Annotated in this window: 21 protein-coding genes; 17 read left to right on the top strand and 4 right to left on the bottom strand. The window is 50.1% G+C overall.

The features are described from left to right. Window positions 1–140 precede the first annotated feature (140 nt). Window positions 141–1,682 carry a glycoside hydrolase family 43 protein gene (locus J3B89_RS05995; protein WP_215396608.1) on the top strand — a complete coding sequence of 514 codons (1,542 nt, stop codon included), beginning with the start codon at window positions 141–143 and terminating at the stop codon, window positions 1,680–1,682. 52 nt (window positions 1,683–1,734) lie between these two features. Here J3B89_RS05995 and J3B89_RS05990 read toward each other — a convergent pair whose 3' ends face one another. The 3 genes from J3B89_RS05990 to J3B89_RS05980 are packed head-to-tail and all read right to left on the bottom strand — an operon-like array spanning window position 1,735 to window position 6,411. Beyond that, entirely contained in the window at window positions 1,735–4,077 is a 2,343-nt protein-coding gene (locus tag J3B89_RS05990) for a glycoside hydrolase family 127 protein (protein ID WP_215396607.1), read from the bottom strand. Between the two features lie 26 nt (window positions 4,078–4,103). Beyond that, window positions 4,104–5,048, bottom strand: coding sequence for a glycoside hydrolase family 43 protein (locus tag J3B89_RS05985; protein WP_215396606.1), 945 nt, complete (start codon window positions 5,046–5,048; stop codon window positions 4,104–4,106). Window positions 5,049–5,058: 10 nt separating this feature from the next. Then, the gene (locus J3B89_RS05980; RefSeq protein WP_215396605.1) at window positions 5,059–6,411 is read right to left on the bottom strand and encodes an MFS transporter; all 1,353 of its coding nucleotides are present in this window, start codon (window positions 6,409–6,411) and stop codon (window positions 5,059–5,061) included. A gap of 223 nt (window positions 6,412–6,634) precedes the next feature. On the opposite strand from J3B89_RS05980, the gene J3B89_RS05975 reads away from it, so the two are divergent. Together J3B89_RS05975 and J3B89_RS05970 are read left to right on the top strand one after the other, a co-directional pair. Then, window positions 6,635–7,708, top strand: a complete 1,074-nt coding sequence (locus J3B89_RS05975) for an arabinan endo-1,5-alpha-L-arabinosidase (protein ID WP_215396604.1) — start codon at window positions 6,635–6,637, stop codon at window positions 7,706–7,708. A gap of 36 nt (window positions 7,709–7,744) precedes the next feature. Beyond that, window positions 7,745–9,598 (top strand): family 43 glycosylhydrolase, encoded by a 1,854-nt coding sequence (locus J3B89_RS05970; RefSeq protein ID WP_215396603.1) that lies wholly within the window; start codon window positions 7,745–7,747, stop codon window positions 9,596–9,598. A gap of 229 nt (window positions 9,599–9,827) precedes the next feature. Here J3B89_RS05970 and J3B89_RS05965 read toward each other — a convergent pair whose 3' ends face one another. Further along, a complete protein-coding gene (locus J3B89_RS05965; protein ID WP_215396602.1) occupies window positions 9,828–12,614 on the bottom strand; it encodes a TonB-dependent receptor in 2,787 nt (928 codons plus the stop codon). A 262-nt stretch (window positions 12,615–12,876) separates the two neighbouring features. Between J3B89_RS05965 and J3B89_RS05960 the strand changes: the two genes are divergently transcribed. The 14 genes from J3B89_RS05960 to J3B89_RS05900 all read left to right on the top strand — a co-directional run bounded on the left by J3B89_RS05960 (window position 12,877) and on the right by J3B89_RS05900 (window position 24,061). After that, entirely contained in the window at window positions 12,877–13,467 is a 591-nt protein-coding gene (locus tag J3B89_RS05960) for an aminodeoxychorismate/anthranilate synthase component II (protein WP_215396601.1), read from the top strand. A gap of 92 nt (window positions 13,468–13,559) precedes the next feature. Beyond that, a complete protein-coding gene (locus J3B89_RS05955) occupies window positions 13,560–14,675 on the top strand; it encodes an HDOD domain-containing protein (RefSeq protein ID WP_215396600.1) in 1,116 nt (371 codons plus the stop codon). Window positions 14,676–14,995: 320 nt separating this feature from the next. Next, window positions 14,996–16,213, top strand: coding sequence for an aspartate aminotransferase family protein (locus J3B89_RS05950; protein WP_215396599.1), 1,218 nt, complete (start codon window positions 14,996–14,998; stop codon window positions 16,211–16,213). A 97-nt stretch (window positions 16,214–16,310) separates the two neighbouring features. After that, the gene (astA, locus tag J3B89_RS05945) at window positions 16,311–17,327 is read left to right on the top strand and encodes an arginine N-succinyltransferase (RefSeq protein WP_215396598.1); all 1,017 of its coding nucleotides are present in this window, start codon (window positions 16,311–16,313) and stop codon (window positions 17,325–17,327) included. Between the two features lie 13 nt (window positions 17,328–17,340). Continuing rightward, complete coding sequence (gene astD, locus J3B89_RS05940) at window positions 17,341–18,810, top strand: succinylglutamate-semialdehyde dehydrogenase (RefSeq protein ID WP_215396597.1); 1,470 nt, start codon at window positions 17,341–17,343, stop codon at window positions 18,808–18,810. A 119-nt stretch (window positions 18,811–18,929) separates the two neighbouring features. Further along, window positions 18,930–19,277, top strand: a complete 348-nt coding sequence (locus J3B89_RS05935; RefSeq protein ID WP_068232778.1) for a DUF3802 family protein — start codon at window positions 18,930–18,932, stop codon at window positions 19,275–19,277. Window positions 19,278–19,361: 84 nt separating this feature from the next. Further along, window positions 19,362–19,790, top strand: coding sequence for an OsmC family protein (locus J3B89_RS05930; RefSeq protein ID WP_215396596.1), 429 nt, complete (start codon window positions 19,362–19,364; stop codon window positions 19,788–19,790). A gap of 54 nt (window positions 19,791–19,844) precedes the next feature. Further along, a complete protein-coding gene (gene speD / locus J3B89_RS05925; RefSeq protein ID WP_215396595.1) occupies window positions 19,845–20,651 on the top strand; it encodes an adenosylmethionine decarboxylase in 807 nt (268 codons plus the stop codon). 3 nt (window positions 20,652–20,654) lie between these two features. Further along, window positions 20,655–21,644 carry a tRNA dihydrouridine(20/20a) synthase DusA gene (gene dusA, locus J3B89_RS05920; protein WP_215396594.1) on the top strand — a complete coding sequence of 330 codons (990 nt, stop codon included), beginning with the start codon at window positions 20,655–20,657 and terminating at the stop codon, window positions 21,642–21,644. Window positions 21,645–21,816: 172 nt separating this feature from the next. Beyond that, the gene (locus J3B89_RS05915; RefSeq protein ID WP_215396593.1) at window positions 21,817–22,086 is read left to right on the top strand and encodes a hypothetical protein; all 270 of its coding nucleotides are present in this window, start codon (window positions 21,817–21,819) and stop codon (window positions 22,084–22,086) included. A 3-nt stretch (window positions 22,087–22,089) separates the two neighbouring features. Further along, window positions 22,090–22,221, top strand: a complete 132-nt coding sequence (locus J3B89_RS21365; protein ID WP_285895593.1) for a hypothetical protein — start codon at window positions 22,090–22,092, stop codon at window positions 22,219–22,221. Between the two features lie 142 nt (window positions 22,222–22,363). Further along, window positions 22,364–22,561, top strand: a complete 198-nt coding sequence (locus J3B89_RS05910; protein ID WP_215396592.1) for a PspC domain-containing protein — start codon at window positions 22,364–22,366, stop codon at window positions 22,559–22,561. 80 nt (window positions 22,562–22,641) lie between these two features. Beyond that, the gene (locus J3B89_RS05905) at window positions 22,642–23,073 is read left to right on the top strand and encodes a copper chaperone PCu(A)C (protein ID WP_215396591.1); all 432 of its coding nucleotides are present in this window, start codon (window positions 22,642–22,644) and stop codon (window positions 23,071–23,073) included. A gap of 10 nt (window positions 23,074–23,083) precedes the next feature. After that, the gene (locus tag J3B89_RS05900) at window positions 23,084–24,061 is read left to right on the top strand and encodes a DUF2333 family protein (protein ID WP_215396590.1); all 978 of its coding nucleotides are present in this window, start codon (window positions 23,084–23,086) and stop codon (window positions 24,059–24,061) included. Window positions 24,062–24,063: the final 2 nt, after the last annotated feature.

Here is a 24,063-nt window from a genome sequence, read left to right as displayed (position 1 = left end):
AAAAGTAATACAATAATATTAGTGAGAAAAGGGTGATTCTGTCACCAGTGCAGCCAAATTACGTTGTTTTAGCCGCATTGTTGGAGGTTATAGCAACAACAGAACTTACCCGCCATAACAACAGACGACAGGGGTACGATATGAAACAACGTAATGCCAGCTTTTTTTCGTTAAGCCTTATTACCACGGCGCTGCTGCTCAGTGGTTGTAACGACAGCAATAACTCACCACCGGCGGCTGTGGCTTATCCACCGGTATCAGCAGCTCCGCCAGTACCGCCGCCAGCAGAGCAAGGTGGCCCGACGTTTACGAATGTTGGTGTACACGACCCGTCAGTGATTAAAGTGGCCGACACCTATTATGTGTTTGGCTCGCATCTGGCCGCGGCAAAGTCGACCGATCTGATGCATTGGCAACAAGTCGCCGATGGCGTAAACAGCAATAACCCGCTATTTGATGATGTGCTGGCTGAGCTACAAGAAACGTTTGAGTGGGCGCAAACCGACACCCTGTGGGCTGCTGATGTGATTCAACTGGCTGATGGCAAGTTCTATATGTATTACAACGCCTGTAAGGGTGACTCGCCGCGCTCGGCACTGGGTGTGGCGGTGGCTGATAATATAGAAGGGCCTTATGTTAATAAACAAATTTTGCTGAAATCCGGTATGTGGGATGAAATCAGTGAAGACGGCACTATCTACAACGCGCAAATTCACCCTAATGTAGTTGACCCTCAAGCTTTTTTTGATAAAAACGGTAAATTATGGCTGGTGTATGGCTCTTATTCCGGCGGCCTGTTTATCCTGGAAATGGATCAGGCGACTGGCCTGACGCTGCCGGGGCAGGGCTATGGCAAGCATCTGATGGGCGGCAACCACAGCCGGATTGAAGGCGCCTATGTGTTGTACAGCCCGGATAGCGATTATTATTATCTGTTCAGCTCTTTTGGCGGCCTGGATGCCAACGGCGCTTACAATATGCGGGTGGCGCGTTCCAGTGCGCCGGATGGCCCTTATCTGGATGCGCTGGGTAACGATATGGCGGCGGTAAAATCAGACCCGGCGCTGCCGCTGTTTGATGATGCCTCTATCGCACCTTTTGGCCAGAAAATTATGGGTAACCATTTGTTTGTCCGCGGCGCCGGTGAGCCAGGCACGGGGGCGGGTAGTGGCTATGTGTCACCGGGGCATAATTCAGCCTATTTTGACTCGGCCAGCGGCCAGTACTTTTTGCTGTTTCATACCCGTTTTCCTGGGCTGGGCGAGCAACATCAGCTGAGGGTGCACCAGTTTTTTATTAATAAAGACGGCTGGCCGGTGGTGGCGCCGCATCGCTATGCACCGCTGAGCACCGCCTCAACTGAACTGAACGCGACCATTAGCGAAGACGAGGTTGCTGGCCAGTATAAGTTTATTAATCACGGTAAAGATATCTCTGCCACCATTAAAAACTCGCAGCTGATTACCTTAGCTGCTGATGGCAGCGTTAGCAGCGGTGCGGGCAATATCAGTGGCAGCTGGCATTTTGGCACTGAGCAGCAGATCACGCTAAACCTCGGTGATACTGACCTGTACGAAGGCGTATTATCACGCCAGTGGCACGAAACACCGGCGCAGTTTGTCGTGACCTTTAGCGCTCAGTCGGCACAGGGTGTTTCAGTATGGGGCAGTAAACTGCCGTAGTAAGTAAAAAGCCAGTCCGGCAGCCGGACTGGCTTTTTTCAGCTGAGTAATATTAATCAATCTGCATTAAACGCACTTCATAAATGCCACCGGCCACAGAGCCCGGAGCAGCAACAAATTTCAGTTCTATACTATCGCCCGTGTTTAACAGCCGGGCCGGGATCGGGTAATCGACATGGTAAAAGTTATCGCCCCGCTCACCTGTCAGGCTGACATTGGTCAGTAACTGGTTATTCAGCAAAATTTGAAAATGCCGGTTGCTGTCGGCGCCAAAATAAGTCAGTCGCAGCTGTAGCGCGTGTTGCCCGCCAGTGTTTAAGCGGTAGCTAAACCAGCCGGCAGCATGGCGCCAGTGCCGGCCCTGGTGCACCCCGGCTTCTGTTTGTTCGCCGGCAAACTGATGATCGGCTTCCGGCTGTTGCTCGCCGGGGCGGATCATATCGATGGTTTTAGCTGCCAGCAGGCTGTCAAGTTGGCTTTGCTGGCGCAATAACTGTTGTTGGTGTTGCCACTGGCCGGCGTTACTGTGCGGGAAATACAGCGTGTAGCGGCTGTCGTGCAGCCGGAAAAACGGCACCAGCTCTAACGGCCCCTCAACACCGGCCAGTACTGCATCCCCCGTGGTAAAGGTTAATGGCTTACCGGCCACCGGTTTAATATGGCGGACAAAATCTGCATTCTCACTGATAAAGGTAGGCGTTTGATCGACCGGGCATTGCTCGCCACTGGCGATATGGCCCATACGGCTGCTGTCGGCAATAAAATTAAGTTTGTCCTGCCATTGGCTGCGCGCGGCCAGCACTATAGGGCCATGCAAAATAGCATAGTGCTTGCTGTTATCCGGCAGTTGCTGCAGCGTGGTTTGCATCGGTAGAGTGATCGCCAGCTTATCGCCTTTACGCCACTGGCGCTGCAGGCTTAAATAGCCTGGAGTGGTTGATGTGAATTTCACCGCTTTGCCGTTTAGTGTCAGTTGCATTTTACCGGCGGCCCACTGCGGCTCACGGATATTCAGGCCGAATTTACCGCCTTGTTCTATCGTGATCAGGCTGCTGCCGTGATCGGGAAAGGTGGTAGTCTGGCGAATTTTTACTCTCTGTTGGCTCCAGTTCAGGCTGGAATCGACAAACAAATTCACATACAGCTGGTCGCCTTTATGGGCATAAATCATTTCGCCATATTTAGCGTGGTTTTCAATGCCGGAGCCAACGCAGCACCACATGGTGTGCTCTGGCGATGAATAGACACGGTAGTGATTGGGCCGCATGGGCGTAAAATACACCAGGCCGCCATGCTCCGGGTGCTGCGATGATAAAATATGGTTATACAGCGCCCGTTCGTAATACTCCATATAGCGCGGTTCTGGCGTGCGCTGATATAGCAGCTTGGTTAGCTTTAACATATTGTAGGTGTTGCAGGTTTCCGGCCCTTCTACATCAGTTAGCATGCTGCTGAAATCGTCTGACGGGTGAAAATGTTCGCGCACGCTGTTGCCACCTATGGCGACACTGCGTTTATTCACTACTTGTTGCCAGAAAAAATCGGCGGCCTGGTACCAACTGTTGTTATTCGTTTGGCCAGCTATCTGCGCCATGCCAATAATTTTCGGGATCTGGGTATTGGCATGCAGGCCATCCAGTACGTCTTGTTGTTGCAACAGCGGCTGCATAATACGCAGTTCAGAAAAGCGCAGCGCCAGTTGCAGGTATTTGTCGTCGCCGCTAAGTTCGGCCACTTTGGCCAGAATATCGTTCATGCCGCCATATTCAGTGATCAGCATTTGCTGCAGTTGTTGATCGCTTAGCTGGCTGGTTAATTTAAGCGCCCAGTCGCTCAGTTGCAGCAACATCTGCTTAGCCTGCTGATTACCGGCGTAAACATAAGCATCATGCAAACCGGCAAAGGTTTTATGCAGGTTATACCAGGGCACCCATTGCTTGTTTAACACAAATAAATCAGCGTCTATCTGGCCCCGGCTGATTTGCTGCCAGCTGGCTTTGCCGCCTGGAATACCGCCCAGGTAGCCATCGCCGTGTTGTTGCTGGTAACTGTGCAACTGGTTAATCATGTAATTCAGCCGTTCGAGCAGTTGCGGCTCACCGCTGGCACTGTACATTAATGCCAGTGCACTAAGGTAGTGGCCGCCAATATGGCCATCCAGGCCAGAGCTTTCCCAGTTCGGGTAAGGATCGGCCAGTGGCGGCAGGCCTGCTTCGCGCCGGTAGGGCGCCAGCAGACGGTCCGGGTTCATCGCCATCAGGTAGCCGATATTGGTTTGCTGCGCCTGATAAAAAGGCCCGCTGTGCAGCCGAACCTGATTAAGCGCAAAAGTGTCTATAGCGGCACTGACCGGCAGTACCAGCAGCAACATACACAGGCTAAGCCAAGCTTTCATCTTGCTTCCTCACTCAGGGTTAAGCTTCAGGCCTCAGACGCTTTGCCAAATAGCGGCATGCCATTGTCATCCCAGCGTATGGCTTTCACATAAGTATGGCGGTTTGGGTCCCATAACGGATCACCGACTATTTCGGTGTAAGTGCGGGCGTGATACACCAGCATATCGAGCCGGCCATCTTCTGATACGGTAAAGCTGTTATGGCCCGGGCCATAAACACCATGTTCAAAGCAGCTTTGCAATACCGGCTGTGGCGATTTATGCCAGCTGGCGGGGTTTAACAGGTCGGCATTTTCAGCGGCCCACAACAGGCCAATACAGTAGTTTTCGTTGGTGGCACTGGCTGAGTAAGTTAAAAAGATTTTACCATTACGCTTAAGTACTGCCGGGCCTTCATTAACCCAAAAACCGCGTGTTTCCCACTCCAGCTCAGGTTTGCTCAGCATAACCGGCGTACCGCTTAACTTGTCTGGTGTGTCCATCGTCGCGATATATAAATTGCTGTTGCCTTCGATGGCGTTGTCTTTCTGGGCCCAGACATAGTACAGCTGGTCATGGTGGCTAAAAGTGGTGGCATCCAGACAAAAGGTGTCTATGCCGCTGTCGAGCTGGCCGACAAACTGCCATTGGCCACCAACCGGATTGGCGTCAGTGCAGCGCAGTACATACATCCGGTGCTGAAACAGCTTATCTTTAATTTCGCGGCTGGGTGCAGCGGCAAAATAAATATACCAGGCACCCTGATTAAAATGGATCTCCGGTGCCCAGATCAGCTCAGAGCAGGGGCCGCTGTCGGGCTTATGCCATACCGCTACCGCCGGGGCGCTGGCCAGTTCATTTATTGTGCTGGCGCGGCGCAGTTCAATTAAGTTATAAGCCGGCACCGATGCAGTAAAATAGTAAAAGCCGTCACTGTGTTTATAAATGCACGGATCGGCGCGCTGTTCAATTAATGGCTGCTGTAATCTCACAATAAACTCCTCAGATAGTAGTGGGCTTAACGACGCTGGTTTTCCCGACCAGCTGTTGGTAATAGCTATCGGTAATGCGGTAGCGGAACATCAGCAAGCCCATTAGCAAATGAAACACGCCCGGAATAACCGACAGCATTAAGGCAATGCCGGTTAACGCCAGCGCACTTTGTTGTTGATCCGGTACATAGTTAAAACCGGCCAGCAGGGTACCAACTAAAAAACCGGCAACACCCATACCGGCTTTCTGGCAAAAAGAGATACCGCCAAAAGCCAGGCCGGACACACGCTGGCCGGTTTTATCGGCGCCATAATCAACGGCCTCCGGAATAGCTGACCAGAATACCGGGGCGTGCAAATCGACGACAAATGACAGCAAAAAATACAACACAAAGGCCAGCATCACATCACCGGGGTTTACCAGCACATATAGCAGCACACTTAATATTGCCACTAAGATCTGGCTGTAGCGGAACAGTTTTACCTTGCAATAATGCTTGGTGATCCAGGTTGACGCCACCATGGCTAATATCGCTGCGGCAACACCGGTAGATAAAAACGCTGACAGCATAGCGGCGTCACCACCAAGGTAGTATTTGGCGTAGTAGGCGGCGACAGAGCCGCGCACTACATAGCCAATGGTGCCGGTTACACAAACGGCGCACAGCACCAGCCATTGATCATTTTTCAGCAGGTATTTTAGCTGTTGCAAAAACGGCAGCGTTTCTACGGTATGCTGGATACGTTCGGTCGTGGTGAAAAAACAGAATAAAAACAGCAGTGTGGCCATTAATGCCATTACACCCATTGCTGACTGATAACCGCTGGCCAGGTTTTCTCCGCCCCAATGCTTTGCCAGAATAGGCACAATAATAGTCACCAGAAAAGCCGCTATTTTGGCAAAAAATAACCGGTAGCCGTTGGCGGATAAGCGTTCTTTCGGGTTATCAGTCAGTACGCCAATAATAGAGATATACGGAATGGTCACCGCAGTAAAAATCACCGTGACCAGAATATAGGTAGCATAGGCCCACACCAGTTTACTGTTGTAATCCCAGTCGGGCGTGCTGAAGGTAAGGTATACCGCAATACCAAAGGGTACCGCTAAAAACAGGAAGTAGGGCCGGTAGCGGCCCCAGCGGCTGGTAAAACGGTCGGTAATCATGCCCATTAGCGGATCGGTAACTGCGTCTACCAGCCGCACCACTAAAAACAGCACTGCTAAGTCGGCCGGCTTTAAGCCAAAAATATCGGTGTAGAAAAACGTGATGATCAGCATCATAGATGACATCACCACATTGACCGCCATATCGCCGGCGCCAAAGCCGACTTTCTCCAGTACAGAAAGTTTGTGAGTTTGCATAAAGTTCCCTGTCGTTCCCGGTACTGTGCGGCAGGTTCAAGCCTGTGATTATTCCTGCATAGCGCCGGTTTTTATATTTTTTATTCGCAAAACTGCCACAGTTTGCCTGGCTGAGTTTTGCACTGCCGAATAATATATGATAAATAGTAATACAATACTACCAAAATGAAAGCAGATATCTACCCCTATAGAGGGTGGGGTCTGCAGCCTTAAGGAGGCGCAGATGTTAAACGGGGTAACGACAACAAAATGGCTGGCTGGCGTGGGCAGGGTTTCAGCGCTGGCCCTGTTATTAACCGGGCAAACCGCCTGCGCAGATGAACAGCAAGCACTGCCACAACTCAGTATCCATGATCCGGTGATGGCACAGCAAGATGGCCGCTTCTATTTATTCAGTACCGGGCCGGGTATTACTTATTATCGCTCTGACGATATGTTGCAGTGGCAACTGGCCGGTCGTGTATTTGCTGATGAACCCCAGTGGGCTAAACAGGTGGCGCCAGGCTTTGATGGCCATATCTGGGCGCCGGATATTTATCAGCACAAGGGTAAGTTCTATTTGTATTACTCGGTGTCGGCTTTTGGCAAAAACACCTCGGCCATTGGCGTTACCGTTAATAAAACGCTGGATAAAAGCAGCCCGGATTATCAGTGGCAGGACCAAGGTATAGTGCTGCAGTCGGTGCCGCAGCGCGATTTATGGAACGCGATAGATCCGAACATTATTGCCGATGATAACGGCGATATCTGGATGAGCTTTGGCTCATTCTGGGGTGGGTTAAAACTGGTCAAACTGGCAGATGACCTGGTATCACTGGCACAGCCGCAGCAGTGGCATACCATTGCCAAAGCACAGCGCCCGGCCTTTATTGATGACGCCGAGCCAGGCCCGGGCGAGCTCGAAGCGCCTTTTATCTTTAAACAGCATGGTTATTACTATCTGTTTGTCTCGTACGGTAAATGCTGCCGTGGTGCCGACAGTACCTATCATCTGGTTGTTGGTCGCGCAAAAAATGTTACCGGGCCCTATCTGGATAAAGACGGTAAGTCGCTAAACGAAGGCGGCGGCACTGTGCTCCTTAAAGGTAACCGCGACTGGCCGGGCCTGGGCCATAACAGTGCCTACACCTTTAATGGTAAAGACTATCTGGTGTTTCATGCCTATGAAGCGGCCGATAATGGCTTACAAAAACTAAAAATAGCCGAAATAAACTGGGATGACGCCAAATGGCCACTGCTGAGTGACCGTGTGCTGAGCGATTATCGCAGCGTATTACTGCCGGCAAAGCAAAAATAGCGTGGATAACGCGACAAATAAAAACGGGGATAGAAGATGCATAATATTAAACCAATACTTAAACCGGCATTACTGGCCAGCGCCATAGTGCTGTCACTAAGTGGCTGCCAGCAGTCGCTGGAGCAGGCAAATGATGCCAATAAGACCCTGATCAGTGATGCCTATGAAGGTCAGAGCTTTACCAACCCGCTGTATAACAATGGCGCCGATCCCTGGCTGGAATATTTTGACGGCAATTATTACCTGACCACCACCACCTGGACCTCGCAGTTAGTTATGCGCAAAGCACCTACGCTGGCCGGGCTGGCAGAGGCAACGCCGGTTTATTTATGGTCAGAAACTGAGCCGGCCCGTTGCTGTAATTTCTGGGCCTATGAGTTTCACCGCCTCAAAGGGCCGGATGGTTATCGTTGGTACATGATGTTTACCTCCGGTAAGCAGGAAAACCTCGATGGCCAGCATTTGTCGGTACTGGAAAGCGCCGGTGATGATCCTATGGGGCCTTATCAGTTTAAAGGCTCACCAATGCCGGATAGCTGGAATATTGACGGTAATTACCTGCAGCACAACGGCAAATTATATTTGTTGTGGTCAGAGTGGCAGGGCGATGAGCAACTGAACTGGATTGCCGAAATGGTTAACCCCTGGACCATTACCGGGCCCAGAGTGGTGCTCTCGCGGCCAGAGCTACCGTGGGAAATATCCGGCCGTAAAGTGAATGAAGGTGCTGAAGTGCTGAAACGTAGCGGCCGCACCTTTGTGGTGTATTCCGCCAGCTTTTGCGACACGCCCGATTACAAACTGGGTTTGCTGGAACTGACCGGCGATGACCCGCTGAACCCGGCAGACTGGACAAAATACGACAAACCGGTATTTGAACGCGCCAATGGTGTTTACGGGCCTGGCCATAATGGCTTTTTTAAATCGCCGGATAACAGCGAAGACTGGCTGGTTTACCATGGTAACAATAAAGAAACCGACGGCTGCAGTGCAACCCGTTCGTTACGGGCTCAGCCGTTTAGCTGGCATGATGACGGTACGCCAAATTTTGGCCAGCCGGTACCGGAAGGCCAGGTAATAGCGGCACCGTCCGGCGAAAACGGCCCTGTAACGGCAGTGCCGCAAGGGGCTGACTGGTTACTGCGTAACGGCCAGGGCCAATGTCTGAGCGTGGTTGATGGTGCACCGGCGGCTGTTAATTGCTCTGCACAGAGTGTTTTAAAAATAGACCCGACCATGGGTGAATATTACCGTTTAGTCACCCGGCAGGGCCAGTATATTGGCCTTGGGCTTAATGGTGCGGCTGAAGCCGGGCCATGGCGCAATAAAGTACGCCAGCAGTGGCGTTTTGCGGCTACTGAGACAACTACCTGGCAATTAATCAATAAAGCCGGTGATACAGCGTTGCAAATACCGGGGTGTAATACAGAGCAAGGGTGTAGCGACTGGCAGTTACTGCCGGCGGGCAAGGTGGCGCTCAGCAGCAGCCAAAGTGGTAAGGTGTTATCAGTGGCAACCGGGCAGCCTGCCGGCACGGCCAAAGTCAGCCAGACAGGCTGGCAAAACCGGCCCGATCAACACTGGCAGTTTAGCCAGACGCAGCAAGGTACGTTGCAACTGCGTAATGCGAGTAATGCTGAGCTTTGTATGGCAGTAGAAGCAGAGTCTCTGGCAGCAGGGGCGCCTGTGGTGATGGCCAGTTGCGATGCCAAAGCCAGCCACTGGCTGCTGCAGCCTAACGCGTACGGCAGTATGCGGTTAGTGTCGGCGCATAGTAAAGCGGTGCTGGAAGTGCCGGCCTGTGCCCTGGCGGATGATACTGAATTAAAACAGGCACCATTGGCAGCAGACAGCTTTTGTCAGCGTTTTCATATCCGCGCCATCAACTAACCCCCGGCAGCAGAGCCGCTTTGGGCTCTGCTGCCAGATCACAGGTGAATAAAAATGACAGCTTCATCTATACCAGACGCTGCTGCCCCGGCCTCTGAAGCAGAACAACCTGCGGCTGAGCCGCAAGCTGAACTGGAGCAGCAGGTTGAGTTAGGGTACAACTGACATGGTTTTTTTAACATAAACAAAAGCCCCTGACTTGCAGGGGCTTTGTATTAGTGTAGCCAGATTACAGGCTGTACCGGAACCCCAGCGCAAAGGTTCGGCTAAACAATGACGAGCCAAAGTTATGCGTGGAGGGGTACTCGTAGTAACTCTGGAAAATTTCGTTAGTCAGGTTAGTGGCATCAAACGTCAGCATCAGGTTGTCGGTTACATGGTAACTTAACTGAAAATCCAGGCTTTTTTCCGGGTTACGGTATATACCCAGCGGGTTGGCAAATTGCGCCGCTTCGTAGTTATTCAGGAAGTCTTCACGCCAGACATAGGACAACCGCATATCGAAACGTTCTTTCTCATAGGCCAGTACCACGCTGTAAGATGAATCCGATACGCCGAATAATGGTGTGGTATCAGTACCCACTACAATACCTTCACTGTTGGTGATCGGAATATCCTGCGAAGAATCCAGTATAGTGTAACTGGCTTGTATACCAATGCCGTCCAGTAAATCCGGTAACCCTTTAGGGAAGTACACTACACCTAATTCATAACCATCCAGTTTACCGTTTGAGGCATTATCCGGCTGGTTCAGAATGTAGGGATACTCACCCTGACCATCATCATGGATAACTCTGCGGCGAAAATCGACGACAAAGCCTTCAATGTCACGTTTAAAGGCGGTGGCGTACAGTGCACTGCCTTCAGCAAAATACCATTCCAGCGACAGATCGTAGTTTTTAGATTCGGTTGGTTTTAGCTCAGGGTTGCCACCGCTGGCTGTACCATAACCAATATTGGTCACATCGCGCACATAGTTAATAGTGGGGTTTAGCTGGGCAAAGCCCGGCCGGCGCAGCGTTTCGCCGTAGCTAAAGCGGGCCAGCAAATCGTCGGTCAGGTTGTAACGCAACATCAGGCTGGGTAATACCTTGCTGGCACTGGTTGAGGCCGTATTGCCGGCAAACGCCATATCAGTATCAACATCAACGTAGCGTAAGCCAAATTGGCCATCGAACAAACGCCCACCCAGTTCAGTTTCAAAATCTGCCTGCGCATACAGCGCAGTGGTTGTTTCGGTCACTTCAAAGGTTTGTGCCAGCACACGTTGCTCACCAACAGCAAGATTAGATCCGGTTTCAGTGTTGTATATAGTGCGGAACATATCGGCGTTATCGCGGATATAATAACCATTGGCTGCTAACCATGATGTAGGCACATCCGATTCGCCATCAAAGAAACCGTTGTTGGTATGCAGCAGCCCCTCATAGGTGGCTAACTGACACGCCGCGTTGCCAGAGTTACACAAACCTGCGTCCTGTAACAGCTGGGCTTCGGAGGCTTTGCGTTTGTCATAACGGCCACCAAAGCTGATATTGGTAATAATACTCTTATTCAGGGTGTAGTCGGCATCTAAGGTAAAGGTCAGTGCATCTCCGTCACGGCTATAGGCCTGATCATAAAGCTGGGCCATAGCCCACTGATCCGGGGCGGTTAAATCGGTTGCCGGCCCAAACTGGAAAGCCGGGAGACCGCCGCCGCTGTTAAAGTCGACCGTGATGCTGTCTGCTACCCGCTCAGTACGCATAGCAAAAAAGCTTTCATCGTACTGGCTGTCCTGATACACCACTTCAGAGCGCAGTTGCAGGTTGTCGCCAATCAGCCATTTTCCGCCCAGTGCATACACATAGCTATCGGTTTTGCCGCTACGCAAATCGCCACTGGTAAACATATACGGCGAGCCCACAGTGCGGGATTTAATAATGTTGGTGCCTTCGAACAGGCTGATGTCCGGGTTGTCGCCTAAGTTGCCCCACCAGTCGACAAAGGAAAACAACAACGAGTTATAAGAGTCGTCACGAAAGCCATTGTAAAATGCTTCAAAGATATATTCAGAAGAGTCGTTTGGGGCAAACTGAAAAGCCACATTTACTGCCGGGCGCTCGCGTTTACCGGTCAGATCGCTGGCAAACACCGCATCACGTGACAGCAAGTATTCTGTTGGTACACCATTAACATCTATGGTCGAGCCGGGGGCAAAGGGCAAACCGGCTTCCAGGCCCGGTTGCCAGATCGGGTTTTCGCTAGCCCGGCCATCGGTGCTGCGGATAATTTCATACGGAGCCCAGCCGGCCGGTGGATTATTGGTGGCAAATGGCATCATAGCGCCGGCAGTAACGCTTTGATCGCGATAATGCGTTTGCGCATAAGACAGGTTAATCAGCGCGCCAAAGCGGCTATCGCCAATATCCCAGTTATTGCTGAATAAAGCGCTGATATTCGGGTCAGTTTTATCGGCCTGATCTGAGTGAATACCCCGGCCAGCCACGACCAGCTTGCTGCTGTCAAAATCGAACGGGCGCTGAGTATGAATATCAATCTGGCCGGCGATACCGGTTTCTATCAGGCTGGCAGAGCGGGTTTTATACACATCTACCCGGTTTAGCAAGCTGGCGGGAATATCTGCCAGTGCCACTGAGCGGCCCGAGGCTGTAAAAATATTGCGGCCATTAACGGTGGTGGTTACGTCATTTAAGCCGCGGATAGACACAGTGCTAACCTCACCGGCGCCACGGTCTGTTACCTGTACGCCGGATAAGCGTTGCAGGGCTTCTACTACGTTGTTATCGGGAAATTTGCCGATATCTTCTGAGATAATTGAATCGACGATTTGCATATTTTCCCGCTTCAGATCAACTGAACGGGCCAGGCTACCACGAATACCTTTTACCAGAATAACTTCAACCTCATCTGGCGATACTGTGGTGTCGTCACTGCTTTGCTGAGCGTATAACGGATGGGCAGACAATGTTATCGCCATGGCGACAGCACTGCTTAAAACCGAAGGTTTAAACATGAGCATAACTCCCCTTGTCACTTATGTTACTGCCTTCCTGGCCAGAGAAAACTGACAATGGAGGCGTTTTTTTATGTGTTTTTATTATTCGTGCTATTGTACGAACTATTAATCATCCTATTGTATGATTAATAGGCTGTCAATCAACTGCTGTAAAAATATCCAAAGCTGACCGCTGCTATTTAGCAGCGCAGCAAAAAACAGTTGCTTGTGGCAAAATAGCCCGTTATTCGTTATGGGCTTACAAAACAGAGACGGCCGAATGCTGCTGATAATCGATAATTACGACTCTTTTACTTATAACCTGGTGCAGTATTTTGCTGCACTAGGCCAGCAGGTTATGGTGCGGCGCAACGATGATATTAATGTGGCGCAGATAGCCACACTGGCGCCGCAGTATCTGGTTATTTCACCCGGGCCGAAAACCCCGGATGATGCCGGGGTGTCGTTGGCGGCTATTGAGCAGTTTGCCGGCAAAATTCCTATGCTGGGGGTTTGTCTGGGCCATCAGGCTATTGCGCAGGTATTTGGTGGCCGCGTGGTACGGGCCCGTCAGGTCATGCATGGTAAAAATTCGCTGGTACGGCACAATAATCAATCGGTATTTCATGGCCTGGCTAATCCGCTGGATGTAACACGCTATCATTCTTTAGTGGTAGATAAACACAGCCTGCCCGGCGAGCTGGTGCAAACGGCCTGGACAGATGATGCCAGCCAGGAAACAGCCGACATTATGGGTTTAATGCACCCAGAGCTGGCATTGCACGGAGTGCAGTTTCATCCGGAGGCTATTCTTAGCCAGCAGGGTAAACAGCTGTTAGATAATTTTTTAACCTTGACCAAACCTGGCTAAGCCTGCTGGCTTGACTCTGCCAGAGTCCGGTTGCAGTATTGGCAGCAGGCAGTGCAGATGATAACTGTCACCGAATTCAGATGGAGCATTTAGTGGCCTTTGCAGATGTGATGGTGCAGCGCTTTTTTGACCAGTTAGTTGGAGTGAACCCGCAAAAGAAACGCCTTGGCTACCAAATCCGGGCGGGGCAGGCAGATACGCAGCGCACCTTGCTGGCCGTTGAGGCCCAGGCTCAGCAATTGCGCGAGGCCGGCGAGCAGGCTAAAGCCCAGTTTACTGAGTTTGCTCAGGCGCATTTGCATGATGAAGTGGCCGATGAGCTGCTACGCAAATTGCACAATATTGAACAGGTAATGGCGTCGTTATTTGACCCGGGCGAAGCGTTTTTTCCGGTGCTGGATGTACTTAGTGAAAAAGTGGTAACGGTTAACAAGCTCGACCCGCTGGTATCAAAAGTGCCATGGTTAAAAGAAGAACTATTACGCCTGGTTAATCAGCCGCAGTACCGTAACCGTACCGCATCGGGTGCGATGATCAAAGATATTAAAACGGCGTTACGTTTTTTAGGCGTTGAAAGTTTACAGCTGATTATCCCGGTATACGCTATGCGCCGGATGATACCGCATTCAACCGACCCTTTTACGCCGTTAAAAAGCCGGTTGTGGGACTACACACTGGCCGTTGCCATTGCTGCGCGTGCGCTGGCAGAAAATAGCGCCGAGCATCCTTATAACGCATTTTGTGCCGGCTTGTTTCATACCACCGGTCATACCGTAGTTACCCGCAACTACCTGCGTACTTACCTGCAGGTACGCCAGCAGCAGCTATTGCATGCCAGAGAAAACCGCGATACCCAGCTTACCAATGCACTGGATCAGCTTGAAGCTGATGCCAGTTTTTTATGTGAAAGCCTTGCCGAGTTCGCTGCGGTATTAAGTGCAGACATCACTTCGCGCTGGCAGTTACGTACATTACCACTATGCCAGACGCTGGATCAACTGGCGGAAGGTGCCGGTTTTGCCGGATGCAGCCCTCTGGCCCGGCTGGTATTGCAGGCACAAACTTATGTGCAATGGCAAACATTGCGCAAAAACCAACAGATATCTGAGCAGGAAACCAGCGAGTGGTTTGCGGCAGTACAATTAAACAGCGACAGCCTGGATATTCTGGCAAGAACCAACCTTAAGCGTTTAGGTATTGAATTGTAAGTGCGAAGCTGTAATAAAAAAAACGGCCATAAACATGCAATGCAATAAAGCTGATATTTTTACCGCCAGTGCTTAAGCCAGCGCTTGTTGTAAAGTCTGGCGGCAAAATCAGCGTTATTTTAGCAGGCCGCTGTACAGTGCTTACTTATTCACATCCTATGCAAATCTATCTGTAGCCCTTGTGTTTTCTGGGTTTGCTTGCGGTCTGCATGCAAGACAAGGGCTGTTAAATCTGCAATAATGCGACAAACTTATATCACCGCCAGCTATGTGCTGGTTGTGTAGCGGGCTAACCTAAGCGGAATAAAAAGGAAAATAAAATGACTGGCCAAATGCAAGTAAACCGTGCTCTGTTCGATGAAGTGATGGTGCCCAATTACGCGCCTGCCAATATTATTCCGGTAAAGGGGGCAGGTTCTCGGGTATGGGATCAGCAAGGGCGCGAATACATTGATTTTGCCGGAGGCATTGCCGTAAGTAGCCTGGGGCATTGCCACCCGGCGCTGGTTAATGCATTAAAACTGCAGGCCGACAAGCTGTGGCATTTAAGCAATGTGATGACTAATGAACCGGCGCTGCGGCTGGCGAAAAAGCTGGTCGATGCTACGTTTGCTGACAAAGTCTATTTTGCTAATTCAGGTGCTGAGGCTAACGAAGCCGCTTTTAAACTGGCGCGGCGTTATGCATTGGAAAAATTCGGTGCGCATAAAGATCAGATCATTTCTTTTCATAAAAGCTTTCACGGCCGTACTTTTTTCACCGTAACGGTAGGTGGCCAGGCGGCATACTCTGATGGTTTTGGCCCTAAGCCCGGTGCAGTATTGCACGGCGAGTTTAATAACCTTGATAGCGTTAAAGCGTTAATTTCTGACAATACCTGCGCAGTTGTGTTGGAGCCTGTTCAGGGCGAGGGCGGGATTATTCCTGCCACTGCTGAATTTCTACAGGGGGTACGTGAGCTATGTAACCAACACAATGCGTTGTTAATTATGGACGAAGTGCAAACCGGCGTAGGCCGTACCGGTAAGCTGTATGCGTATATGCACTATGGTGTCACGCCGGACATTCTTACCAGTGCAAAATCATTAGGCGGAGGTTTCCCTATTGGCGCTATGCTTACCACTGACGATATAGCATCGCACCTGAAAGTAGGTACTCATGGCAGCACTTATGGTGGTAACCCGCTGGCGTGTGCGGTAGCAGAAGCCGTGCTGGAAACGGTAAACCAGCCGGAAGTTATGGCGCAGGTACTCAGTAATGAGCAGTTATTCCGCCAACAGCTTGCTGCCATTAATGAAAAATACCAGGTATTTAGCGAAGTACGCGGCAAAGGTATGCTACTGGGGGCGGTATTAAATGAAAAATACAAAGGCCGTTCGCGCGAGTTTTTTCTGGCTGCGGCAGATCAAGGTTTACTGGCACTGGTAGCAGGCCCCGATGTAGTGCGGTTTGCGCCTTCACTGGTTATTACACCGGAAGATATTACGGCAGGAATGCAGCGTTTTGAACAGGCAGTAAAACAGGTAGTTAATGCCTGACACTGCTCACTACTATAAAGCAGCACCAAGACTGCAAAAATGAAGCTAAGGGGCCTCAGAGCCCCGAAAACAATAACGTAAAAGTGGAGTAGCGACGATGATGGTGATTCGCCCAATCCGTGCGGATGATTACCCGGCGCTGTATAGCATTGCGGTTGAATCGGGGCACGGTTTTACCTCGTTACCGGTAAATGATGAACTCTTGATGCGCAAAATAAGCCGCTCTGAGCAATCATTTAATAAACAGGTCAGTTCGCCGGGTGATGAAGGCTATCTGTTTGTGCTGGAGGATACGCTTACCGGTGAGGTATGCGGCACCAGCGCATTGGAAGCGGCCGTGGGGCTGGATGATGCGTTTTATCATTACCACCTGGGCAAGGTGGTACACAGCTCGCGCTCACTCGGGGTATATAAAACAGCCGACATATTAACCCTGTGTAATGATTACACCGGCGTGAGTGAGTTATGCACGTTATTTTTGCGTGAAAGCCGCCGTGAGAAAAACAATGGCCGTTTGCTGTCAAAAATGCGCTTTTTGTTTATGGCTGAATTTCCGCAGCGTTTTTCCGACAGAGTGATCGCCGAAATGCGGGGTATTTCCAATACCGACGGCAGTTCGCCATTCTGGCAGTGGTTGCAGGAACATTTTTTCTCACTGGATTTTCCTACCGCAGATTATCTGACTGGCATAGGCCAGAAGGTGTTTATCGCAGAACTGATGCCTAAATATCCGATTTATGTCAGCCTGCTAAGCAAACAGGCACAGGCAGTAATTGGCCAGGTACATGATAAAACCAAACCTGCGCTGGCGTTGCTGCAATCTGAAGGGTTTTCGCATCGTGGTTATGTCGATATTTTTGATGCCGGCCCTACCGTAGAAGCCAGAGTGGAGCATATCCGTTCAGTGCGAAACAGCCAGCGCTTGCAGGTACGGCTGGGCGATGTCAGTAACGGCCTGCCTTATCTGATATGTAATACCAGCGTTGCAGACTTTCGTGCTACCTGGCTGGTACTTGACGTAAATGAACACAGCGCAGAGGTAACCCTGCCGGCTGATGTTGCTGCGGCGCTACGGGTAAGCGCGGGCGACTGGGTTCGGGTTACGAGAATTTAATCAGGGGAGAGATATGAATAACGCAGTACAGTTTATTAATAATCAATGGCTTAGTGGTGAAGGTAAAGCATTTACCTCACTGGACCCGGTAAAGAACACGCAAGTATGGCAAGGCCAGGCGGCAACTGCTGCGCAGGTAGATACTGCCGTGCAGGTCGCGCGTAAAGCGCAATATGACTGGGCAGGCTTAAGCTTTGATGAGCGTGTAGCTGTGGTAAAAAAGTTTGCTGAGCAGCTTAGCAATAATAAAGAAGCCATGGCGCTGACTATTGCCACTGAAACCGGTAAGGCACTATGGGAAGCCCGCACCGAAGTGGCGGCGATGATTGGCAAAATTGATATTTCTGTGCGGGCTTATCAGGAACGTACCGGAACCAAAGAAAACCCGATGCCACAAGGGCGGGCTTTTGTACGGCATAAACCGCATGGCGTAGTCGCGGTATTCGGGCCTTATAATTTCCCCGGCCACTTACCAAATGGCCATATAGTACCGGCCTTGCTGGCAGGTAATAGCGTAATATTTAAGCCGTCTGAGTTAACGCCGAAAGTGGCTGAAGAAACTGTAAAACTGTGGCAGCAGGCCGGTTTGCCAGCTGGCGTTATTGCTTTACTGCAAGGCGAAGTTGATACCGGTAAGGCCATTGCAGGCCACAATGGTATCGATGGTATTTTCTTTACCGGCAGTTCACGCACCGGCCATTACCTGCACCAGCAGTTTGCCGGCCGGCCTGATAAAATTCTGGCGCTGGAAATGGGCGGCAATAACCCGCTGATTGTACAGGATGTCAGTAATATTGATGCTGCAGTGCACGATATTATTCAGTCGGCTTTTATTTCTGCCGGCCAGCGCTGTACCTGCGCCCGTAAATTGTTTTTACCGGCTAATGCACAGGGCGATGCGATTCTGGCGCGCCTGCTTGAAGTCACCCGCAATATCAAGGTAGGTGTGTACGACGCCGCCGAACAGCCTTTTATGGGTTCAATGATTTCTGTTGCCGCAGCTAAAGGTATGCTGGCTGTGCAGCAGCAGTTAGTTGAGCTCGGTGGTAAAGTGCTGCTTGAAATGCAGCATATTGATGTCAATACAGCGCTGGTGAGCCCGGGTATTATCGAATGCAGCAATGTAACTGACTATCCGGATGACGAGCATTTTGGCCCGCTGTTGAAGGTGTTTCGTTTTACTGATTTTGATCAGGCGATTGATGCGGCCAATAACACCCAGTTTGGTTTATCTGCCGGGCTGTTAAGTGACAGCGCTGAGTTATATCAGCATTTCTTCCGCCGCATCCGTGCCGGTATTGTTAACTGGAACCGGCCGATTACCGGCGCCAGTTCGGCCGCACCTTTTGGTGGTGTGGGGTCAAGCGGCAATCACCGGGCCAGTGCATTTTATGCCGCAGATTACTGCGCTTATCCGGTGGCGTCTGTGGAGCTTGAGCAGGTAGTATTGCCAGAGCAATTATCGCCGGGCCTGGCTTTTTAAGTCTGGCAGTAAATAAATCTTATCGGGGCTGGCGCCCCGATTTGTTTTCTGCTGCAGTATTTGCTTAAATAACGCATACTTAATGCATCTCTTGCCAACAGTCAGGTGTAAAACAGCTTATGGTCACAGATAAACCCGGATACGAGCATTTGATCCAGTTTCTGACAGAGCATTTGTCGCTGTTTGAGCAAACCGGCTCGGGTGATGCAGATAAAACTATTGGTGCCTTACTGGAAGAGTCTATCGCAGAGCAGATTATCACGCTTTGCACCCAGCATACCGAGCTGGAGATGAACCACCGCAGCATGATTATCCGCGAAGTTGACGGCATCATGTACGACTTTCAGGAAGTACTGGCCAGTGTGCTGGATAAAAAAGCCACCCGCCAGCAGGCTGAACTTATCAATGAAATCTCTCTGTTAATCAAAAACCTGTTCGATACGGCTATCGCCGATCTGATGGATTAACACCACACCTTACTGCAAATGTGCTAGATACCTGAGCAGCTTTTACGTAGAATATCGGCCTTCTTTTTCTGGCTGGGGTTTGTGATGGAAGCAACGGTTAAATGGCACGACAACAATACCTTTATAGGCCGCTCTGGCAGTGGTCATGCAGTGGTCTTTGACGGCAATAAAGATGACAGCACTGCCCCCAGCCCGATGGAGATGGTACTGATGGCCGCAGGTGCCTGCTCATCTGTTGATGTTGTCAGTATTTTAAAGAAATCCCGCCAGCAGGTGCTGGATTGCGAAGTTAAGCTAAGTGCCGAGCGCGCCGACACCGTACCTAAAGTATTTACCAAATTACATCTGCATTTTGTTGTAACCGGCTTTAATCTCAGTGAAAAGCAGGTAGAGCGGGCAGTGCAGCTGTCGGCAGATAAATATTGTTCGGTATCCATTATGTTATCCGGCAGTGTAGCCGTAACACATTCATTCAGTGTTATAGCTGCTGAGTTCACGCCAGCAGCAGAATAACAGCAGTAAATTAGTCAAAACCGGTAACCGGTTTTTTAGCGGAGACAATGTTAAGTGGTTAAGCCTTTTGAAAAATTGAAACTACACGGTTTTAATAACCTGACAAAAAGCCTGAGTTTCAGCCTTTATGACATTTGTTATGCCAAAACTGAGCAACACCGGCAGGAATACATCGAATATATCGACGAGCAATATAATGCCGACCGGTTGACGGATATTCTGACTGAAGTCACTGATATTATCGGTGCTAACATTCTGAATGTGGCGCGCCAGGATTATGATCCGCAAGGCGCCAGCGTTACTATACTGGTAAGTGAAGAGCCGGTACTGGTTGATCCGGACAACTCAGAGAATCCTGGCCCCCGGCCAGATGCGGTAGTAGCACACCTGGATAAAAGCCACATTTGCGTGCATACCTACCCGGAAATTCACCCGCATGATGGCATCTGTACTTTCCGTGCCGATATTGAGGTTTCTACCTGCGGTATTATATCGCCACTGAAAGCACTGAACTTCCTGATCCATAGCTTTGAATCTGACATTGTTACTATCGACTATCGTGTGCGTGGTTTTACCCGCGATATCAGTGGCACCAAGCATTATATCGATCACCCTATAAGTTCTATTCAGAACTTTATGGACGAAGACACCAAACGTGCCTTCCAGATGATTGATGTTAACGTGTATCAGGAAAACCTGTTTCACACCAAGATGATGCTAAAAGAAGCCGATTTGAATAATTACCTGTTTGGTATGGGCAAAGATTCAATGACGCCGGAAGAGCAAAAGACAATCAGCAAGAAAGTGTTCCGCGAAATGCGCGAAATTTTCTACGGTCGCAACCTGCCGGATATGAAGTAACTAATGACTATGCTTATCGACCATAAGTTTTCCATTGCCCCTATGCTGGACTGGACAGATAAGCATTGTCGCTACTTTCACCGCCTGCTGAGTCAGCATGCCGTGCTGTACACCGAAATGGTCACCACCGGCGCTATTATTCATGGTAGCGGTGATTATTTAGCTTTTAATGAAGAAGAGCATCCTGTGGTGCTGCAGCTTGGCGGCTCTAACCCGGCTGATATGGCGCACTGCGCTAAGCTGGCAGAGCAGCGCGGCTATGATGCAGTAAATATTAATGTTGGCTGCCCGTCTGATCGGGTGCAAAACGGCATGTTTGGTGCCTGCCTGATGGCACAGCCTCAGTTGGTAGCCGACTGTGTTAAAGCAATGCAGGATGTGGTCAGCATTCCGGTAACAGTGAAAACCCGCATTGGTATTGACGATTCCGACGATTATCAGTTTTTGCAGGATTTTGTCGCAACAGTAGCCGATGCCGGTTGCCAGCAATTGATTATCCACGCCCGCAAAGCCTGGCTTAAAGGCTTAAGCCCGAAAGAAAACCGTGAAGTGCCACCACTGAATTACGAGCGGGTATACCAGTTAAAGCGCGAATTTGAGCAGCTTAATATCAGCATCAATGGCGGTGTTAAAACACTTGAGCAAGCCAAAGCACAGTTGCAGTACCTGGATGGCGTAATGGTGGGGCGCGAAGCGTATTCAAACCCTATGTTGCTAAGCAGTGTTGATGGGCTGATATATGGTAAAGCCGGTTACAGCCGCAGCCCGCATCAGGTGGTGCTGGATATGCTGCCTTATATTGAGCGGCAAATGCAGCAGGGCGCGCGGTTTTGGCATATTGCCCGCCATATGCTGGGGCTATTTCAGGGTATGCCGGGTGCCAGACAATGGCGGCGTTTGTTAAGCGAGCGGGGCCATTTTGCTGATGCCACACCAGAGCTAATGCTGCAGGCACTGGCAAAAGTAGCACCTGTAGCAGATTTAACCACCTGATTAGTTAATTTCACCATTTTTTGGTTTTCAATAAAAGGCGGGTATAACGAAGGTTACCCGCCTTTATTATTTTATGTATCAATATCAGTTAGTTATGCTATTTCGCTGACTTGGCATAGCACTTGAAATACCGGTTGTGTAGTACAGACTAACCACTTTCAAGGAGACGATAATGAACACACTGACTGCTTTAACTTTAACTGCAGCTTTTGCCGGAGCTTTGCTGGCTAACAATGCAATGGCTGATGAATTGACGGATCAAATTCGTGGTGCGGCCCAACAGCAATTGCAGGAGCTGCATAGCCTCAATCAGCAACAGGCCAGAATTGCACTGCATAAAACTGCGCTGGAGCTGCTGGCCCGGCAAACCGCTGAACAGGACGCTGCAACGGCATTACTGGCATATCAGGCAGTGCACACCGCTGCAGTGGTAGCAGAGTAAGTTATGTTGCTGTCATCCGGTTGGTTACTGCTGCTGTTTCTCAGCCCGGTGCTAAGCATCATTCCTGTTGTGCTGCTGTGGCATTGGCTGATGCCACTGTTTGGTTTGGGGCACAAAGCGTCAGGCATGTTGTAGCAAACAGACAAGTTGCAGAAAAGGAATGCAGATATGAGTTGGGTAACAATAGAACTGAGCGCTTTTGCTGTTTTTGTGGCTTTACTGCTGTTAGCACAGCTGAGTCAGATAAATAAAAAACACCTTGATGGAGTACAGACAAATGGCAACTTATGACACTGATCGTTGGTATTGTGCCCGGGCCTATCGCAAAATTGCTGGCGTTTGTGCAGGTTTTGCCGGTTATTATCAGCAACCACGCTGGCTGATCCGCCTGCTGGCGGTGATATTATTAGTAATGTTTCCCGTTGCCGCAATACTGGCCTATCTGGTCGCAGCGGTGGTGCTACCAAACCGTTGACACTGTTCCTGGTAAGTTACGGGCTGTTAACTGGTTGAAACTGGTGTAAGATAAGGCCGTGACTATAAAGGAGAAACAAGATGCGATGGTTTTTTGCTGCTATGTTGATGTTAAGCTGCGCTATGTTTGCCAAGGCTGATCCTGTATTCAGTGTCGAAGATAGCCAGATCCGTCAGCCGATGCCGGGGCGCACGGTAACAGCAGGTTATCTGACGTTATATAATCGTTCTGCAGAAGCGGCTAAACTTGTTGCAGCCAGCAGCAGCCAGTTTGCGCGGGTTGAGTTACATCAGCATACCCATAAAGACGGTATGATGCGCATGGAACAAATCAGTGAAATTAATATTGATGCCGGTGGCAGCGTTGCATTTGAACCGGGTGGTTTGCACTTGATGTTGTTTGAACCTACAGACACACTGGAAATTGGCCAGCAAATACCGCTAACTTTAGAGTTTGCTGACGGGCAGCAGCTGATGTTGACGGTGCCGGTAGTTGCCACACCTAAACGCTGAGGGCAGCTTTATGGTTAATACTAAACTAATCAGTACAGCAGTATTAGCAATACTGCTGCTTATGTATGGTACTGCCTGGTGGGTAAGCCGCGAACCTGCCATGCTGATAGCAGAAATTAAACAAGAGCAGCGCAAGTTAGGGGATGACGCTATAACCGGTTATAGCACCACTACTGCGTTAATCCGTGTCAGTGAAACTTTGCTGTATAAAAGCGGTGGTTATCTGGCAAATGATATTATGCCGCCGTTCAGCCTGCTTGATAATATGCCCGCCTGGGAGTTAGGTGTGCTGGAGATGTCACGCGATCTGGCATTGGCCTTGCGCAAAGAATTTAGCCGCTCTCAGTCACAGTCAACAGAAAATGTATTTCTGAAAGTAGCCCAGCCGCGTTTTAATATTGATCACAAAAGCTGGGCAATCCCCAGTGCTGAAGCCGAGTATGCCAAGGCGATAGAGCAACTATATTTGTATCGTGCTGAGCTGTTAGATCCCGCCAAACCAGACAGCCAGTTTTACGCCCGCGCGGATAATCTGCGTGATTGGTTAAAAGCGGTAGAAAAGCGGCTTGGCAGTTACTCACAGCGTTTAAGCGCCAGCGTGGGGCAGGAACGCATTAACACTGATCTGGCCGGAGATGCGTCTGCACGCCAGTCAACAGAAACGCCGGCGCAGCGGAATATCAAAACCAGCTGGTGGAAAATAGATGATGAGTTTTACGAAGCCCGTGGCGCTGCCTGGGCTTTACTGCATTTTCTAAAAGCCATAGAAACTGATTTTAATGACGTATTACAACGTAAAAATGCCATGATCAGTTTACGGCAAATTATCCGTGAACTTGAAGCAACACAACAGCCAATATGGAGCCCTATGGTGCTCAACGGTAGTGGTTTCGGCTTGATGGCAAACCACAGTCTGGTCATGGCAAATTATATCTCCCGCGCTAATGCCGCGTTAATTGATCTCTCTGAATTGTTATCACAAGGGTAGTT

The sequence above is a fragment of the Rheinheimera oceanensis genome (assembly GCF_018831085.1).
In the GTDB taxonomy this organism is placed as follows: domain Bacteria; phylum Pseudomonadota; class Gammaproteobacteria; order Enterobacterales; family Alteromonadaceae; genus Alishewanella; species Alishewanella oceanensis.
This window is presented reverse-complemented; position numbering and strand designations above follow the sequence as displayed.

Excerpts from the sequence above, each read along its gene's own strand:
- J3B89_RS05915 (WP_215396593.1), top strand. The coding sequence starts at position 21,817 with ATGAACACACTGACTGCTTTAACTTTAACTGCAGCTTTTGCCGGAGCT.
- J3B89_RS05975 (WP_215396604.1), top strand. The coding sequence starts at position 6,635 with ATGTTAAACGGGGTAACGACAACAAAATGGCTGGCTGGCGTGGGCAGG.
- J3B89_RS05995 (WP_215396608.1), top strand. The coding sequence starts at position 141 with ATGAAACAACGTAATGCCAGCTTTTTTTCGTTAAGCCTTATTACCACG.
- J3B89_RS05930 (WP_215396596.1), top strand. The coding sequence starts at position 19,362 with ATGGAAGCAACGGTTAAATGGCACGACAACAATACCTTTATAGGCCGC.
- J3B89_RS21365 (WP_285895593.1), top strand. The coding sequence starts at position 22,090 with ATGTTGCTGTCATCCGGTTGGTTACTGCTGCTGTTTCTCAGCCCGGTG.
- dusA (WP_215396594.1), top strand. The coding sequence starts at position 20,655 with ATGACTATGCTTATCGACCATAAGTTTTCCATTGCCCCTATGCTGGAC.
- J3B89_RS05910 (WP_215396592.1), top strand. The coding sequence starts at position 22,364 with ATGGCAACTTATGACACTGATCGTTGGTATTGTGCCCGGGCCTATCGC.
- J3B89_RS05905 (WP_215396591.1), top strand. The coding sequence starts at position 22,642 with ATGCGATGGTTTTTTGCTGCTATGTTGATGTTAAGCTGCGCTATGTTT.
- J3B89_RS05970 (WP_215396603.1), top strand. The coding sequence starts at position 7,745 with ATGCATAATATTAAACCAATACTTAAACCGGCATTACTGGCCAGCGCC.
- J3B89_RS05980 (WP_215396605.1), bottom strand. The coding sequence starts at position 6,411 with ATGCAAACTCACAAACTTTCTGTACTGGAGAAAGTCGGCTTTGGCGCC.
- astA (WP_215396598.1), top strand. The coding sequence starts at position 16,311 with ATGATGGTGATTCGCCCAATCCGTGCGGATGATTACCCGGCGCTGTAT.
- J3B89_RS05935 (WP_068232778.1), top strand. The coding sequence starts at position 18,930 with ATGGTCACAGATAAACCCGGATACGAGCATTTGATCCAGTTTCTGACA.
- J3B89_RS05900 (WP_215396590.1), top strand. The coding sequence starts at position 23,084 with ATGGTTAATACTAAACTAATCAGTACAGCAGTATTAGCAATACTGCTG.
- J3B89_RS05990 (WP_215396607.1), bottom strand. The coding sequence starts at position 4,077 with ATGAAAGCTTGGCTTAGCCTGTGTATGTTGCTGCTGGTACTGCCGGTC.
- J3B89_RS05960 (WP_215396601.1), top strand. The coding sequence starts at position 12,877 with ATGCTGCTGATAATCGATAATTACGACTCTTTTACTTATAACCTGGTG.
- J3B89_RS05950 (WP_215396599.1), top strand. The coding sequence starts at position 14,996 with ATGACTGGCCAAATGCAAGTAAACCGTGCTCTGTTCGATGAAGTGATG.
- astD (WP_215396597.1), top strand. The coding sequence starts at position 17,341 with ATGAATAACGCAGTACAGTTTATTAATAATCAATGGCTTAGTGGTGAA.
- J3B89_RS05965 (WP_215396602.1), bottom strand. The coding sequence starts at position 12,614 with ATGTTTAAACCTTCGGTTTTAAGCAGTGCTGTCGCCATGGCGATAACA.